At 69.8% G+C, this 15,888-nt stretch carries 15 protein-coding genes and 1 pseudogene; 10 read left to right on the forward strand and 6 right to left on the reverse strand.

Annotation, left to right across the window (positions count from 1 at the left end):
• Nucleotides 1-45: 45 nt before the first annotated feature.
• The 6 genes and pseudogenes from K8Z49_RS00440 (at nt 46) to K8Z49_RS00465 (ending at nt 5,234) form a co-directional block, all read left to right on the forward strand.
• Nucleotides 46-1,302 (forward strand): tetratricopeptide repeat protein, encoded by a 1,257-nt coding sequence (locus K8Z49_RS00440; RefSeq protein ID WP_412517311.1) that lies wholly within the window; start codon nt 46-48, stop codon nt 1,300-1,302.
• A 34-nt stretch (nt 1,303-1,336) separates the two neighbouring features.
• Nucleotides 1,337-1,432: pseudogene (locus K8Z49_RS00445) on the forward strand (DUF6444 domain-containing protein); the annotation flags it as partial.
• A gap of 277 nt (nt 1,433-1,709) precedes the next feature.
• Nucleotides 1,710-2,264, forward strand: coding sequence for a hypothetical protein (locus K8Z49_RS00450; RefSeq protein WP_052357185.1), 555 nt, complete (start codon nt 1,710-1,712; stop codon nt 2,262-2,264).
• Nucleotides 2,265-2,266: 2 nt separating this feature from the next.
• Nucleotides 2,267-3,481 (forward strand): DUF6745 domain-containing protein, encoded by a 1,215-nt coding sequence (locus K8Z49_RS00455; protein WP_111833328.1) that lies wholly within the window; start codon nt 2,267-2,269, stop codon nt 3,479-3,481.
• A 191-nt stretch (nt 3,482-3,672) separates the two neighbouring features.
• Nucleotides 3,673-3,843, forward strand: coding sequence for a hypothetical protein (locus tag K8Z49_RS00460; RefSeq protein WP_177287838.1), 171 nt, complete (start codon nt 3,673-3,675; stop codon nt 3,841-3,843).
• 443 nt (nt 3,844-4,286) lie between these two features.
• Nucleotides 4,287-5,234, forward strand: a complete 948-nt coding sequence (locus K8Z49_RS00465) for an alpha/beta fold hydrolase (RefSeq protein WP_177287839.1) — start codon at nt 4,287-4,289, stop codon at nt 5,232-5,234.
• Nucleotides 5,235-5,975: 741 nt separating this feature from the next.
• On the opposite strand, the gene K8Z49_RS00470 is transcribed toward K8Z49_RS00465, so the two are convergent.
• The 3 genes from K8Z49_RS00470 to K8Z49_RS00480 are packed head-to-tail and all read right to left on the reverse strand — an operon-like array spanning nt 5,976 to nt 9,543.
• The gene (locus K8Z49_RS00470; RefSeq protein WP_412517312.1) at nt 5,976-7,460 is read right to left on the reverse strand and encodes an NAD-dependent succinate-semialdehyde dehydrogenase; all 1,485 of its coding nucleotides are present in this window, start codon (nt 7,458-7,460) and stop codon (nt 5,976-5,978) included.
• The gene (locus K8Z49_RS00475) at nt 7,457-8,476 is read right to left on the reverse strand and encodes a dihydrodipicolinate synthase family protein (RefSeq protein WP_412517313.1); all 1,020 of its coding nucleotides are present in this window, start codon (nt 8,474-8,476) and stop codon (nt 7,457-7,459) included. The genes K8Z49_RS00470 and K8Z49_RS00475 overlap by 4 nt, the downstream gene beginning before the upstream one ends.
• Before the next feature lie 14 nt (nt 8,477-8,490).
• Nucleotides 8,491-9,543: an ornithine cyclodeaminase family protein gene (locus K8Z49_RS00480; protein WP_063747644.1), complete on the reverse strand. Its 1,053-nt coding sequence runs from the start codon at nt 9,541-9,543 to the stop codon at nt 8,491-8,493.
• 87 nt (nt 9,544-9,630) lie between these two features.
• Here K8Z49_RS00480 and K8Z49_RS00485 point away from each other — a divergent pair, with 87 nt between their 5' ends.
• Nucleotides 9,631-10,164 carry a MarR family winged helix-turn-helix transcriptional regulator gene (locus K8Z49_RS00485; protein ID WP_075023304.1) on the forward strand — a complete coding sequence of 178 codons (534 nt, stop codon included), beginning with the start codon at nt 9,631-9,633 and terminating at the stop codon, nt 10,162-10,164.
• Here K8Z49_RS00485 and K8Z49_RS00490 read toward each other — a convergent pair.
• Genes K8Z49_RS00490 through K8Z49_RS00500 form a run of 3 tightly spaced genes read right to left on the reverse strand, consistent with a single transcriptional unit; the run spans nt 10,148 to nt 13,256 of the window.
• Entirely contained in the window at nt 10,148-11,290 is a 1,143-nt protein-coding gene (locus tag K8Z49_RS00490; RefSeq protein WP_412517314.1) for an FAD-dependent monooxygenase, read from the reverse strand. The two genes, K8Z49_RS00485 and K8Z49_RS00490, sit on opposite strands and share 17 nt — an antisense overlap.
• Nucleotides 11,278-12,204, reverse strand: a complete 927-nt coding sequence (locus tag K8Z49_RS00495) for an MBL fold metallo-hydrolase (protein ID WP_412517316.1) — start codon at nt 12,202-12,204, stop codon at nt 11,278-11,280. The genes K8Z49_RS00490 and K8Z49_RS00495 overlap by 13 nt, the downstream gene beginning before the upstream one ends.
• A gap of 17 nt (nt 12,205-12,221) precedes the next feature.
• Nucleotides 12,222-13,256: a VOC family protein gene (locus tag K8Z49_RS00500; RefSeq protein WP_412517317.1), complete on the reverse strand. Its 1,035-nt coding sequence runs from the start codon at nt 13,254-13,256 to the stop codon at nt 12,222-12,224.
• A 114-nt stretch (nt 13,257-13,370) separates the two neighbouring features.
• Here K8Z49_RS00500 and K8Z49_RS00505 point away from each other — a divergent pair, with 114 nt between their 5' ends.
• Genes K8Z49_RS00505 through K8Z49_RS00515 form a run of 3 tightly spaced genes read left to right on the forward strand, consistent with a single transcriptional unit; the run spans nt 13,371 to nt 15,884 of the window.
• The gene (locus K8Z49_RS00505) at nt 13,371-13,862 is read left to right on the forward strand and encodes a MarR family winged helix-turn-helix transcriptional regulator (protein WP_412517319.1); all 492 of its coding nucleotides are present in this window, start codon (nt 13,371-13,373) and stop codon (nt 13,860-13,862) included.
• Complete coding sequence (locus K8Z49_RS00510; protein WP_412517320.1) at nt 13,855-14,871, forward strand: fumarylacetoacetate hydrolase family protein; 1,017 nt, start codon at nt 13,855-13,857, stop codon at nt 14,869-14,871. The genes K8Z49_RS00505 and K8Z49_RS00510 overlap by 8 nt, the downstream gene beginning before the upstream one ends.
• Nucleotides 14,868-15,884 (forward strand): amidohydrolase family protein, encoded by a 1,017-nt coding sequence (locus K8Z49_RS00515; protein WP_412517321.1) that lies wholly within the window; start codon nt 14,868-14,870, stop codon nt 15,882-15,884. Before K8Z49_RS00510 ends, K8Z49_RS00515 begins: the two co-directional genes overlap by 4 nt.
• The last annotated feature ends 4 nt before the right edge of the window (nt 15,885-15,888 follow it).

Raw genomic sequence — 15,888 nt, forward strand, 5'->3', positions numbered from 1 at the left:
TCGATCATGGTCGGCCCCGCCGGCATATCTGGATTTCATCAGGCAATGCGTAAACCCATCCAGCGGAGCGTCATCAATGCGGTAGATCTGCAGCTAAGTCGAATGTCCCGGCGGGACGTGGAGTTGGATGCGGACACGCTCGTTGGGCTGCTGGAAAAGGTGCTCACCTGGAAAGCGCCGCTGGACGCCGAAAGGCTGGACGCCTTCGTCAACGCATTGCTGGAGTTGATGGTGGAAGAGGGGCCGGGAACGGATTTCCGGCAGCAGGAGAGATGTATCGCCGTGACCGACGCCGCCGTGAATCGCCTTGCCGAACTGGGCAGTCCGACGGCGGACCTCCGGCTGGCGCAGGCCAGGTACCTGGCAATCTTCGCTAACAACGGGACGGCCCGCTTGGACGCAATCCGCGCAGCCCTCCGCTCCAGCCAGACGGACGGTGAACGCCTTCGCACCCTCCTCACCCTGGCCAAATACCATATCGACGCCAGCAGCTATCGACAGGCGCAGCGAATCCTGTCGCGCTGCGAAGAACTGGCGCGTGCAACACCGGACCTGCATATTCTCCTGCCGGACGTGATGACGGCATGGGGCATGTCCTACTTCTACGGCAGTCGCAGCAGAGCGGAGCCATATTTTCAGGAAGCCATCCGCTTGGGCAAGGACATGCCCCCGGTTTCCGTCGTGACGAATACGCTCATAGCGGCATGGCACTATCTGGGACGCGTTCAGGTGGCACGGGGCAATTGGCAGGCGGCCTTGGACCTCTATGTGAAGGCACGCCCGGTTCTGAAGGACGCTGGGAAGGGGGAAGCCTTCTTTCATCTTCGCCTCGCTGACATCCTAATCGAGCTGGACGCTTTTGTTGAGGCTCACTACCACCTGCGGAAAAGTGGCAGCCTGTTCCGCGCCGTCCAGGAAGCAAGCACAGGTGAGGTCCAACTCAACCTGGCACTGGCCCGGCTGAGCATCCGGAAAGGAGATCGGCGAACTGCCGCTGCGATCCTGAAGGCCGCCGTGGCCGATGCCCGCAGCCACAACTATCCGCGCGGTGAGCTCAAGTGCGAAGCGGAACTGCTCAAGCTGCTGCTTCTCGACCGGCGGTTGCCTTCAGCGTTGTCGCTGGTGGCACGCATGATCGTGGTATTGGTGGCCGAGGAGAGATGGGGAGGGATCAGGTACGCGCTGACCGAGCTCCAGACGGCCGTCGGCATGCCTCGGGGCCGGTCGAGGAGATCACCAGGCGCGCGCGGTTCGGTGATCGGTTGTCCGTGTGGGGCCGACCACGGTCGACCAGATGAATGAATGAAGCTGTCGGCGCCGCCCGGCACAAGCGGAAGCCAGGATCGCTGAGCTTGTGGCGCAGTTGGGCAAGAACAACCGAAATTCCTCCAGGCCACCGTCGTCGGACGGGGTCCCTTCTGCGGCGCGATCGTGGTGATGGCTGGGCGCGTCCGGGTGCTCGGCGGCCTGGTCAGACGCTCCAGCCGGGCGGCGCGTTCATGGGCGTTGATCGCCGCCGGTGCCGTCCGGTGGGCGCGGTCTGTGATATCTGCACGCGCTCTTAGTGCCACGGAATACTCCCTTGGAATCGCAGGTCAGGATGGGTTGGATGGGGAGGTATTGGGCCGGCGGGCGGGGCGGCCAGAAAATACGTTTCCCATGGGAACGGACGGCGTTAGCGTTGTGGGTGACACTTTGCGGAGGCCGTGATGGAACTTCTTAGCAACGTGCTGTCGGATGGCGCCGACCTGGCCCATCTGGCGGCCGAACTCGACATTCCGACGATCGCCGGACTGCAGCACCAGGGCGACGTGTCGGTGATTCCCGCCGCGATGGCGGAGGACGACTTCCGTCGGCCGGTGAGCCCGGTGCCGGCGGCCGGTGTCGCGGTGGTCCGCGGCGAGGCGGGCGGCCACACGCACCTGCTGCTCGCCGCCGGTGACGTCCGGTACGACGCCCGCGACGGCGCGGCGGGCGACATCGCCCTGGGCTCGCTGGTGGTCGGCGAGGGGGCGACGGCGTGGCTGGACCACCCGGAGCACGGTAATACCGGAATCGCCCCCGGCCGGTACGTGCTGCGGCGCAAGCGCGAGGCGGCGCCGCGCGTCCTCGACCCGGGGACCCGCCGCCGGCGCGAGCGGGCCCGGAAGCAGGCGCGCAAGGAGGCGGCACGGGCGCAGGCGCTGCGTGAGCAGGCCGAGCGCGAGCAGGCCGAGCTCGAGCGGGCCTGGGACGGCGCGGCCGTCCGCTTCGTCGAGGACTGACGATGGCGGACCAGCGGCCCGCCCACGACCACGGCCGGCCGCCGCCGGCGCCGACCGAGGAGCGGCAGGCGCTGCTGCCGCTAGTGCGGGACGAGTGGATCGGGCACGGGCTGGCCGCGGGTCCGGCGGACCGGGCGGTCGCCGAGGCGGGCGTCCGGGACGTCTACCTCGGCGCCGGCCGGCGGCCGCCCGAGCATGTGATCTGGCTGGGCTCGCCTATGGCGGGCAGCATCGGGGCCGACATCCGCGCGGGCCGGCTGTCGCTGATCACCAGGCGGGCGTGGCGGACGCTGCCGGAACCGACCGGTGAGGCCATCGTCGAGCGGGTGCCGCGGGACGGCGCGGAGACCGACCTGATCATGCTCGACCCGCTGCGGCCCGACCTCGTCGGCCACGTGGAGCGGGACCCGCGGTGGAGCGGCCTGCTCACCCGCCTCGACCGCGAGGTGACCGCCGCGGTCGAGGCGGGGCTGAGCCGGGCCGTCGGCGCGGCCGTCGACCAGGTGGCCGCGACCTGGCAGGACGCGCAGCGGTCGCCGGAGGCGGCGGCGCTGCCCCGGCTGGGCGCGTTCCGCTCCCGCATGCTGGGGCGGCTCGCCCAGCTGGACCTCCTCGCCCGCTGCGGCGTCCTCGAACCGGACCGCCACGGACGCGGCCTGCTCCAGGTGGCACGGGCGGCGGGGGAGTGGTGGCCGATGAGGAACAGCGTGATCCTCACGGAGCGCCCCACCGAACTGCACCGCGACGCCGAAGGACGGCTCCACCATCCGACCGGGCCGGCGGTGCGGTACCCCGACGGCTGGTGCCTGTGGGCGTGGCACGGCGTCACCATGCCGCGCGAGATCATCGAGGACGACGTCCCGATCCGCCGCGCGGTGTCGCTGCGCAACTCCGAGCAGCGGCGCTGCGCGGTGGAGCTGCTGGCCGGGCGGGCCGGCTGGCGTGCGGTGCTCGACCAGGCGGGATGGCCGCGGGTCGGCCGGGAGACGGCGGACCCCGGCAACCCCGGGCAGATCCTCAGCCTGTGGTGCGTCGAGGAGCTCTACGACGACCACCTGCACCTGCTGCTGATGACCAACGGCTCGCTGGAGCGGGACGGCACCCGCCGGGAGTTCGCCGAACTGGTGCCCGGCTGGATCCGCGACCCGGTACGGGCCGCCGCCTGGCAGATCGGCCTCACCGCCGACCAGTACAGCGAGACCGTCCGGCGCACCTGAGCCCGCCGGGCCGCGCCTGCCGCGGCCCGGCGGGCCGGCCCGTGCACGGAGCGGGCCGCTCGGTGGCGCCCAAGAATCTTTGTGTGAGGTGTCCTTCGGGCCGACCGACCACTTTCGAGGGCTGCTGCACGAGTGCGGTGTCGGCCTGGCTGGACGAGCAGTCTGCCGCGTGACGGTCCAGGGTGAAGACCGTGCCGATCGACGTGTACAGCATCTTCAATGCCGCCGTCCGCGATGGTCTTGCGCGCGCGTTGCTCGTGGTGCACCCGCCTCCACAGCACCATCGCTGTCCGTGGCGGCCGGAACTCCAAGGGCGGGCACGCAACCGCCTGAACCGCTCCGCAGAGCGGGTGCACGGCTGACCACTCGGTCCCGGTGGTCGCCGACCTGGAAGCCCCGCCGCCGAGGATCGGTAAGCCGATCCTTCGTGCCAGAGTGCGCGGCCAACCCGTGACCCTTGGGGTGGCTCCGCGGGTTGGGCGGTGGGCTTCGCCGATGTGTGTCGACACTAAGATCCTGTCGGCTTCGGTGGGTTGACGTTGCCCGTTGTGGAGGTCACGGCCGCGCCCCTCGTTGCCCGTTTGAACGGACCTCGCCAACTTGGCACCTAGTGTCGACATAAACAAGGCGTTCGGGTGCTCTTCCCTAGGGGAACTCTTCTCAATCTCGGCCATCTGTCGACATCACGGCTGTGAGCCCGTATGCTGCCCGCATCTAAGTCGAAGCCCGAGGTCACACCCCCTTCCGGCTTCGGATGTGCTCGGCCACCCGCCGTTCCTGTCGACACTTCGGCCCCTGGAGAGTCATGAACCAGTCCACATCGATCGGGCGACGTCGCGTCCTGCTCGGCGGCGCCGGCCTAGCCGCGGCCTCCGCCCTGATGACCCCCAAACCCGCCGCCGCCGCGCCGAGGGACGACGACCTGCGACCCGTCCCGATACCACCTCAGGTGCCTGTGACCGAAGGACGTGTGTCGTTCGGCGCCGGCGAACTGTGGTTCTGGGACACCGGCGGATCCGGTGAGCCGGTCGTCCTCCTCCACGCCTACACCGGGAGCGGCCGCTCCTGGCGATACCAGCAGCCCGTGCTCGCCCGCGCCGGCTACCGGGTGATCGGCTACTCCCGCCGGGGGCATCGCAACTCCGACCCCGGGCCTGCCGAGGACACCGGGACCTACGCCGACGACCTCCACGCGCTCGTCGAACACCTCGGACTCCGCACCATGCATCTCGTCGGCACCGCGGCGGGGAGCATCGCGGCGGCCGACTACCTTCTCAGTCACCCCGAGCGGGTGGCGAGCGCCGCACTGACCTGCAGCCTCGTCGCCATCGGTGACCCCGACTACGCCGCCGACAGTGCCGCGCTGCGTCCGCCGCAGTGGAACGAACTGCCGAAGGACTTCCAGGAGCTCGGCGGCTCCTACCGCGCGACGAACCCGGACGGAGTGGCCATCTGGCTCGACGAGGCCGCGCTGGCTCCGCCTGCGGCCGCGCGCCAGCGCACCAAGGCGACCGTGACGTCGGCCGCGATCGCCTCCAGCGGCGTCCCCGTGCTCCTCGCCACCGGAGACGCCGACCTGTACACGCCACCCGCGATGCTCCGGCGCCTCGGCGAGGGCCTCCCCCGGGCCGAGCAGGTGGTGTTCCCCGAGTCAGGGCACAACGCCTACTGGGAGCGTCCGCTGCTGTTCAACCGGATCATCCTCGCCTTCCTGCGGAGGAATCGCATTAGGCACCGCGGGCCTCGGCGCTGAGACGGATCACGCGGGCGACTGCGGTGCGGAGCCGTCCCGGCCGAGCTTGACGCCCCGCACCCTGGCCTTCCTCGCATCTTTTGGCGTAGGCGCAGGGGGAGTGCTCAGCCAGGTCAACGGCTGACGGCCAGCTACCGAAGCGGCCTGGCACCACGATGCAACGAGGCCGTGGTGCCAGGCCGTAGAGCGGTCAGCCCGCCTTGAGCGGGACGGGCAGCCGGTCGCGGAGTCCGTCGCTCGGGAGGGCCGAAGGTTGTCAACCGACACCCCGGCCGTGGCGCTTCGAGGACGGCGACGTCGGTGTAGATCTGGCTGGCGTAGCCGCTGCGGGGCAGTGGGTGCATTCGAGCTGCCGGGGGAACGAGCAGAGCACCTTGCGCACGCGCCCGGCCTTGAGGGTCGATGAGGTCGAACGGCATGCCGACGAAGCCGAAGCCGCCGACCAGCATGCTGCTGTCGCTCTTGATCCCCAGACCGGCCCCGTCAACTCGGTCCAGGGTCCCTGTCCCGTCGGCGGACACCGACGGCGGCGGCGCGCTCGGCCTCGGCCGTGACGTGCCCGATCACGCATGCCTGATCGCCCGGGCGGACTCGATGTCCCAGCCGGGCCGGACGTCCGGCGGCCGGCAGGAGCTGGCCCGGTGGGCGATCGCGGTCTTCGCCGTCACGGTCCCCGCCCCTTTCGCGTGCCTCTCCAGGGGGCTCAGCCTGCATGGCCCCGCATCCCGAGTTCATCAAGCCTTACCAAGACGCAGCGATGTACTTCGGTTCCAAGTACTCATCCAAGCCGTGGAACCCTCCTTCGCGTCCGAGTCCGCTGTGCTTCGATCCGCCGAATGGGGCGGCGGGGTCCGAGACGACGCCTCGGTTGATCCCGACCATTCCGCACTCAAGACGTTCGGCGACGCTGAGTGCTTCGCCGAGGTTCCCGCTCTGCACGAATGACACGAGGCCCATGTCGGAGTCGTTGGCGAGCCGCACGGCTTCGTCGGTGTCGGAGAAACTCACGACGGGCGCCACAGGTCCGAAGATCTCGACCCGGAGGATGTCGGTCTCCGGAGAGACGCCCGACAGGAGGGTCGGGGCATAGAAGAATCCATGCTCAGGCAGGGAGCGGCGTTCGATTGTCGTTCGCGCGCCTTGATCGATGGCGCGGTCGACGATGCTTGTCACCTTTTCGTGCGCCGCTTCGTTGATAAGCGGGCCCATCACTACCGTGGGTTGGAATCCATTGCCCACGGTCACATCGGCCAACGCGGTCGACAGGCGCGAAGTGAACTCCTCGACCACACTCTCGTGGACGTAGAAGCGATTCGCGGCAGTGCAGGACTGGCCGCTGTTGCGCAGCTTCGCCACCATCGCGTTCTTGACTGCAGCGTCGAGATCGGCGCTTGGGAAGACCAGGAACGGGGCGTTGCCGCCCAGTTCCATCGAACATGAGATGACACCGGCCGCGGCGGCGCGCAGGAGTGTCTGACCCGTGGCGGTCGAGCCCGTGAACGACAGCTTGCGCACTCGTGGGTCATCGAGCAGCGCGCCGACCACGCCGGGCGCGTCGCTGGTCGTGACCACTGTGACGACCCCGGGCGGGAGCCCCGCCCGTTCCAGGACGGCCGCGAGCGCGATCGCGCTGAACGGGGTCTCCGGGGCCGGTTTGAGCACGGCCGTGCATCCAGCCCCGATCGCGGGTGCCAGCTTTCGGGCGGCCATCGCGGACGGGAAGTTCCAGGGCGTCACCAGCACCGACGGGCCGATCGGGTGCCGGCTGACAAGGATGTGGTTGTCTCCGCTCGGCGCCGGGCGGAATTCGCCGTCGAGGGTCGTCACCTGCGATGAGTACCAGCGGAAGAATTCGGCGGAGTAGTCGATCTCGGCCCGCGCCTCGGCCAGTGACTTGCCGTTCTCGGCCGTGATGAGCCGTGCCAGGGGCTCCCTCTCGGCGAGCATGATCTCGTAGGTGCGACGCAGGACCTCGGCCCGAAACCGGGGTGCGGTCGCGGCCCAGGACCCTGCCACCGCGGCGCCGACGTCGAGTGCCGCCCGCGCGTCGTCGGGCGTCGCGTCGGCGACCGTGCCGAGTTCGCGTTCGGTGGCCGGGTCGATCACGGCGAGAACCTCGCCGGACGCGGGCTTCTCCCAGCCGTCCCCGAGGCGCAGAGCCGTTGCGGCACGCGTGCCTCCACCGACGGCCTGCAGAAGCCCGAAGACGTCGATCTGCTCGCTCATGCGGGGTTCCGGCCGATGAAGAACTCCCGGAACGGGTCCATGCTCGGTTCGAGGCCCGAGTCGATGAGGCCCTTGCGCAGGGCCGTCATCTGCGCGTCGTGGATGCGCTGTGTGGGAGCACGCAGCGGACCGCCGTTGTAGCCCTGCAACCAGGCCTCGAACTTCCAGGCCTGCCGGTTGATGAACCACCCGCCGTGCAATTGCGGCCCGAGCTGCTGCTTGGCGCGGCGAGCCGGGTGGATCTGCCAGTAGAGGCGCGTGGCCTCGTCGAACTCCTCCTTGGCGAGCAGGTCGAAGATCTTGGGGATCGTCGGGCCGTAGTACTCGTGGTCGCTGGTCGCGGAGACCTGGATCGGGACGAGCTGCGACAGCGGGATGAGGTCGGCCTCGATGGGGCAGCTGATCACGACCTCGTCCCCGAACAGGCGGTGGCACTCGACCAGGCCCATGATGCTCGGGTAGCCGCCCTCGGCCTTGATCGCGACGATGTTCGGGCAGTCGTCGAGCAGCCGCCGGATGACGCTCGCCGGGATGTCCGACGGATGGATGCGGGGCGAGAAGCCCCACAGGTACATCGGGAACATCATGACCGCGAGGTCGGTGGCGTCGCAGATGGCGCGCGTGTAGTCGTAGATGTCCTGCTCGGACTCGGGATAGAAGTTCGGCGGGTAGGACAGGAGCACCAGTTCCGCGCCGGACTCCTCGGCGACCTTCAACGCCTCCAGGGCATGCTCCAGGTCGCTCCAGCTGGAGTGGTGGACGAACAGCTGCCGGCCCGCGGCCTCGTCGGCGGCTATCTCGCAGAACCGCCGGTACTCGGGCAGCGTGATCGAGACCTCCGAGACCAGCAGCGCGCCGGCGAAACCGTACTCGAACTGCTTGCGGACGTCGTGGCGGATCGCCTGCTCGTTGATGTCCCTGAGATCGTTGGTGAAGGACGGGATGATGACGTTGATGACGCCGTGGAGATGTTCGCGGGCCCAGTCCCGGGCTTCGCTCCTGGTGTAGTCGACCATGTGCTTCTCCTCGCCTAGTTGCCTTCGAACCCCATGGGGAGCTCTGCCGTCAGCCCTGCCTCGCGTGCTCGTGCGAGCGCGAGGGAGGCGATGGCGACGTCCTGGAGGCCGCTGCCGACGGACTTGAAGATCGCCAGATCCGCCTCGGCGGCACGAGAGTCGAGTTCGCCCCCCACTAGGGCGCTCAGCGCGTGCACCTTCGTGTCGAACGGGATCCCGGCGCGGGCGGCCGCGAGGAAATCTCCCGCCTCGGAGGTCGCCTCGTCGACGACATCGCAGACGATCAGGTCGGAACGCTCGATGAGGTCGACGTCGATCTCGCGCTGTGACGGGACCGTCGAACCGATCGAGACGAGGGTCCGGCACCGGTTCAGGTCCGCCGCCGATACGATCGGCCGCTCGTCGTGTGAGCGTGCGGCCGCGACCACGAGCTCCGCGTCGCGCACCGCCTCCTCCGCGCTCGCGGCGGCACGGATTGGAAGGCCCAGTTCGGCCCCCATCTCGTCGGCGAAGGCCCGCCGCCGGGACTCGGTCGTGCTGAACACCGTCACCGTTCCGACGCCGAGCACGGCCGTGAGTGCCCGGACGTGCATGCGGGCCTCCAGACCGGTACCGAGGACTCCGAGTGGGAGCACCTCGCCGGCCGCGGTGTGCCGGCGCGTCAGCCGCCGGGCCGCGAGCGCCGATGTGGCCGCGGTGCGGATGCCGGTGACCGCCCGGGCGTCGACGAACGCCGAGATGGCGCCCGAAACCTTGTCGAACAGCACGACGAGGTACTGCGCCGTGTAGGGCCGACCGTGACCGGCTCGACGTCCGCCCATCACTTTGAGGCCGAAGTGGTCGCCGCCGCCGGGCAGCGCCGGCAGCACCCGCATCCAGTTTCCCTGCGGGGTGGAGGCGACGACGCGCGCGGGGAGCGCCGAGCCGTCGAACTCTTCCCCGTAGACGGTCTCCAGTGCGTCGACGCAGTCCGTCCACGCGAGTGCCTTCTGCACGGCCTGCCCCGACACGAAGACCGGCTGGTTGTCGGGGGTCCGCACAGGCGACGCGGAGGATGGTGCGCTCATGAGCAGGACCCTGTCATAATGACAGGGTCCTGTCAATATTCGATTCGAGTCGCACCTACGATGTGATCGACAGAGGAGAGGTGGCTCATGGCGCCCGAACGGCCGACCGCGCACCGCGCGGCGACCACGGCGGAGGCGGACGTGCTGGAGTTGCTCCACTCGCTGCACGGCGCCTCACAGGTGTACCGCGCCCGCGCCGACGAGAACGCCGCGGTCGGCGGAGTGAACTTCGCGCGCACCCAGGTTCTGGGGCAGTTGCGCGAAGGCCCTCAGTCCGTGCCCGCGGTCGCTCGCCGGCTGTCCCTGACCCGGCAGAGCGTCCAGTCCGTGATGGACCGGCTCCTTGAGGCCGGACTGGTGGAGCGCACCCCCAATCCCGGGCATCGGTCGTCGTCGCTGTTCCGCATCACGGCACAGGGTTCGGCGGTCATGGACGGCGTCCGGGGCCGGGCCGCCCGGATGTACGCCGCCATCGCCGCGGAGTTCACCGCCTCGGAGATCGAGGACCTGACGGCGATGTTGCAGCGGCTGCGCGATCTCGGGCTCGCCACGCCACGCGTCGGCGATGACACCGACGAGGCCCCCGCCGATCTGGACGAGACGCTCACGCGGGGGCGCTGAGCCGGGCCGTGATCTCCTGCTGGCGCGCACCCAGCGACGCCGCGAACTCGGCCTTGCGCACCGGGTCGGGCTCCATCTCGTTCAGCAGGATGGCGTGCGCCTGGTCCTGCACGTACTTGACCCGGTCATAGCGCCGCTTCATGAAGGCGTCGAAGGCCTGCGGGACGGCGGTGTCCACGAGCGTCTCGGCGAGGACGATCGCATCCTCCATCGCCATCCCCGCCCCCTGCGCGAGGTGCGGAGTCACGGCGTGCGCGGCATCGCCGATCAGCACGACGTGCCCCTTGTACCACGGGGCCGGGAGGAACACCTCTTCCAGGACCGCCACGTGGATCTCGCTCTCGGGCGTGATGGTGTCGCGGACATAGGCGATCAACCCGCCGAACGGGGCCAGCTTCTCCTTCAGCAGGCGGGCCTTCTCCGAGCGTCCTGGCATCTCCGACATCGAACCCGGCTCGACGACCAGCAGGTACATCACGTCGTCGTTCAGATGGAGCACCGTGGCCTTGGCGTCACCGACGTTCCAGTACTCGCTCAGGACCATGTCCGGGTGGCGGGGTACCGCCATCCGCCAGCACACGTAGCCGGTCTCGACCGGCGCATGCCCGGTTCCGAACAGCTCCGACCTCAGCTGCGAGCGGATTCCGTCGGCACCGACCATCAGGTCATAGGCCTGCCGTGAACCGTCACTGAACTCGACCGTGACGCCGTCGGTCCCCTCGGCGATCTCCCGCCATGTCGTGCCGAGCCGGACGCGCACGCCGAGGTCGCCGACCGCGCGGGTGAGGACGGCGTGGAGATCGGCGCGGGTCATCGAGATCTGGAAGGGGACGTCGGGCGGATCGGACGGCACGAACTCCGCGGTGAGCCTGCCGTCGGCGGCGAACCGCCTGATCCCGCGGTACCGGTAGCCGGCCTCGGCCACCGCCTCGTAGAGGCCGAGGCGCCGCAGGGCGCGCAGGGCGTTGGCGGGATGGTTGATGCCGACGCCGACCGTGAAGTTCTCCTCCTTGATCTCCGCCACGTCGACGTCCCAGCCCTTGCCGGCCAGGGCGAGCGCCGCGGCCAGCCCGCCGATTCCGGCGCCGACCACCAGGGCCCTGCGGCCCTCGTTCAGGCGAAGCATGTGAGCGCCTTCCCGCCGTTGAGCGCCATCATGTCGAGGCGAGTCGCGACCAGGTCGATCTCCTCGCCCGGGGCCGCGCCGTCCAGCTCGGCATAGGCCCGGTGCAGGTTCGCGACGATGCGCTCGCCGTCGCGCAGGTGCTCGAACGGATGCGGCCCGACGGTCCGGGCCGTCTCCAGCGGCGTCAGGCCCTGGCGGCGCCCGCGCTGAGCGGTCTCCAGGACGAAGGCCAGGTAGTCGATCTCCGTCTGGAAGACCTCCGGTCCGCACGGTTCGCCGTGGCCCGGAACCACCACGGCGGGTGCGAGGTCGCGCAGTTCGGCGAGCACCCGCAATGACCCTGAGATCGATCCCGCCGAGACGAGCGGCGCGCTGCCGTTGAAGGCGAGGTCGCCGGCGAAGAGGATGCCGTGCTCGGGGATCCAGACGACGAGGTCTCCGGCGGTGTGGGCCGGTCCGCCGACGCCGCGGACTTCGCAGCGCAGGTCGCCCGCCCAGAGCGAGAGCGTCCCGGTCACCGTCACCGCCGGCCGGGTGCTACCGAGGTGACCCCAGTGGACGTCCGGGAAGGGGCCGTCCGGGTCCGGGCGGGTGGGAACGAGTTCGAGCATGGGGCCGCGGGCCGCCTCGTGGGCGATGACGACCGCGCGGTCGAACTGCGAGTTGCCGTTCGTGTGATCGGTGTGCCAGTGGGTGTTGACCAGGACGCGGACGGGGAGCGGGGTGACGGCCGAGATGGCGTCCCGCAGCGCGGAGGTGCGCGCCTCGGTGGCGGCCGAGTCGACCAAGAGCACCCCGTCGTCCGCCACGACGAAGCCGCAGTTGTTGATGAACCAGCCCCCGTCCGGCTGGATGTAGGCGTGGACGCCCGGTGCCAGCTCGACCGTGCGGGCGTCGGCGATCGCAGTACTCACGTGATTGCTCCTGGGGGTCAGATCGGCGCCGGGGTCCAGAGGCCGGAGTCCTCCTGCGTGACGGAGTCCAGCGCGAAGAGGTCCTCGATGGGGCCGGCCGTCCCCCACTGATCGCTCCATTCCGGTGTCGCGGGCCAGATGCGCGGCTGCCATGCGTCCTCGTCGAGGATGCATTCCAGCTCGGTGGTGTACTCGACGACGTTGCCGTGCGGGTCGGCGAAATAGGAGAAGGTGTTGTCCCCGGCGCTGTGCCGGCCCGGCCCCCACAGCGGCGGGTGACCGTGGCGCACCAGGCGTCCCGTGCCGCGCAGGTACTCGTCCAGGCCGCGCATCTCGAACGAGATGTGGTTCAGCGAGACCTTGGTGCGCTGGGCGAAGGACAGGCAGTGGTGCTCCGGCGAGACCCGGAGGAAGGCCATGCGGTCGGCGAGCCAGTCCGACAGCCGGAAGCCCAGGTGCTTCTGGTACCAGGCGCTCGTCCGCCGGGCGTCGGTGCTGTTCAGCACGACATGGCTGAGCCTGCGCGGGACGGACTCGCCGATCTCCAGATCCCGGAAGGGCTTCGGCGCGACGTCCGAGGAGACCTCGATCAGCCGGCCGTCGATGTCGAAGAACCGCATGCCGTAACCGCCGCCGGGCGTGTCGAGGACGGCCGGCTCGCGGACCGTCCTCACACCCGCCGTGGCGAGCTCGGTGTACAGCACGTCGACCGAGGCGGCGCTCTTCGCGGCGAACGAGACGACGTCGACGCGCTTCTGGCCCGCCTGGCGCAGGCGGACGATGTAGGGCTCGGCGCTGCCGACCGACCCGAGGAACACGACGCCCCGGTCGTCGGCGACCCGGTACAGGCCCCAGACGCCCTCGTAGAACGCGACCGCGTCGCGGAGATCGGGCACGCCGAGCCCCACGTGACGCAGCCCGGTGAGATGCGACCGCGCGGCCACCGCCGAGGGCGGCTCCGGCCCGCGCGGCGCGAGGGGCGGAAGGATCCGCCCTGTGAACGGGGGAGGTTCGGCGTCTATCAGGTTGTTGCGAACGTCTGCTCGGTCCATGGTTATCGCGCCCTTCTGTGACCTGGTGCGACACTCTCCGACGCTCGGGCATTTTGTCAACTGGTTGACGTCAACTAGTTGACGTAGATGGATCGGCGGTACTACAACCGTCACATGACGGAAGCAACTGACGTCGCGAACGGCCTGGGCGTCCTCGACCGGCTGATGTACGTGATGCACCGCATCCGCGTCAGCACGGCCGACGCCGTGACCGCGACGCTCGCGGATCTGGACCTGACCGGCACCCAGGCGCTGATCCTGGAGAGCCTGTACGAGATCGGCGAAGCGGGCGGCGCCGAGCTGGCTCGCCGGTGCCTGGTGAGCAGGCAGGCACTCAGCGCCCCCCTCGACAAGCTGGAGAAGCGCGCGCTGGTGTCCCGGCCCGCGTCGCACCACAGCGCCCGCGTGCGTCCCATCTCCCTCACGAGGGAGGGCCGCGCCGTCGCCGAGCAGGTGCGCGAGCGTGTCGCGGCGCTTGAGGAACAGTCCCGGAGCCCCTTCGAGGGCGCTCGCCTTGACGACTTCAAGGGCATGCTGGAGGCGTACGCCGAGTTCTGGGAGCAGGCCGCGGTACGGGCCGGGGCGGGTTCGAACCGCCGTGGCTGAGCTTCAGTGGGGGGACGTGCCGAGCGGTGGATTCGGGTTCGCCCGGCTCGACCTCGGCGGCGGTCCGCAGGTCGCGGTCGTCGCCGACGGGCGGTCCTATGCCCTGGCCGACATCATCGACGGCGACCCGGCGGCCGCCACGAGCGTGGTGGATCTGCTCGCCGCCTGGGATCCGGTCTGTGACCGTGTCGAACAGTGGTTCGCCGAGGGGGCGTCCGGAGCGGCAGCGCGGACGCCCAGCGCCGACCAGGTACTGGTGCCGGTCGAGCGGCCTCAGATCTTCCAGGCCGCGGCCAACTACCGGCAGCACGTGATCGACCTGATGGTGGCGTCCCCACGGCCCGAGCACGAGCAGGCGAGCGAACCGGAACGCCGCGCGTTCGCCACCGCGCTGATGGACCAGCGAGCCAGGTCCGGCACGCCGACGGTGTTTCCCGGCACCGTGAGCGGGCTCGCCCCGGCCTTCGGCGAGGTCGTCATCCCGCCCGTCACCGACCAATGCGACTGGGAACTGGAGCTCGCGGTGGTGCTGGCCCGCGACGCCTACCTCGTCCCTCGCGAGTCGGCATGGCAGTACGTCGCCGGCTACACGATCGCGAACGACATCACCATGCGCGACCGCATCTACCCGACGGGGGACAGCTCACGCGGGGCCGACTGGCTCGCCTGCAAGGGCGCGCCCACGCTGCTTCCCGTCGGCCCTCTCGTCGTCCCGGCGCGGTACGTGCCGGACCCGTCCCGGTTGACGATCACGCTGAAGCTCAACGGCCGGACGATGCAGAACGAGGCCGCGGCAGACATGATCTTCGACATCCCGCGGCTGATCGAGCACACCTCCGCGTGCGTCCGGCTGGGGGCGGGAGACCTGCTGCTCACGGGGTCGCCCGCGGGAAACGGCGTCCACCACGGCCGGTTCCTTCAGGCCGGCGACGTGATGACCGGTTCCATCACCGGACTCGGAACGCAGCGAACGCCCGTCGTCGAGCACGAGCGGGGCGACCCCACGTGATCGACCTGCACGCCCACGCCTCCTCGCCGTCCGCGGCCGCCCTCGCCGCGCGGATGCCGGACCACGCCGAGCAGGCGAGGGCCATGGCCGCGCGTTACCGCGATCCCCGAACGGCCGCGCACATGGCGCGCGTGCAGCCCGAATGGGAGCATCGCCTCACCGACCTCGACACGCGTCTCGCGCACATGGACGCCGCCGGAGTGGACCTCCAGGTGGTGTCGGTCAATCCCGGCCAGTACTACCACTGGGCCGACCCTGACGACGCGATGGCGCTGACGGCCGCGATCAACGACGACCTGGCCGCCCTCGTCGAAAGACGTCCGGACCGCTTCCTGGCTTTCGGCACGGTCGCCCTTCAGCACCCGGCACTCGCGGCCGAGCAACTGGCGAACGTGATGGATCGGCGTGGATTCGTCGGAGTGCAGATCTCGACGCAGGCCGGCGGTACCGATCTCTCCGACCCTGCGTACGAAGTCCTCTGGAATGCAGCCGAGCGACACGGAGTGGTCGTGTTCCTGCACCCCTTGGGGTGCCCGCAGATGACCGAGCGGCTGACCCCCGCCTATCTGAACAACATCGTCGGCCAACCCCTTGAGACGGCGGTGGCGCTATCTCTCCTCATCTTCACCGGAGTGCTCGACCGGCACCCTGAGCTGCGCCTGTGCGTCGCGCACGGCGGAGGGTACCTGCCGACGTACCTGGGACGCAGCGAGCATGCCTACCGGGTCCGCCCGGACAGCCGCACCATGGAACACCCGCCGGGGCACTACCTGCGCAGGATGTGGTTCGACTCGGTCGTCCACTCGCCCGGGGTGGCCCGAGCCCTGATCGAGGCCGTCGGCTCCGATCGGGTCGTGATCGGCACCGACTACCCCTTCGATATGGGGGACGCTGATCCCGCGGCGCTCGTCGACGCCGTCGCGGGCCTCACGGACGAGGCGCGAGCCTCCATTTACCGGGGCAATGCCGAACGGCTGCTCTCGCTCACTCCTCCTGACGGAACCGTCCTTTGAGAGG

The organism is Actinomadura madurae (genome assembly GCF_047130825.1).
Lineage (GTDB): Bacteria > Actinomycetota > Actinomycetes > Streptosporangiales > Streptosporangiaceae > Spirillospora > Spirillospora madurae.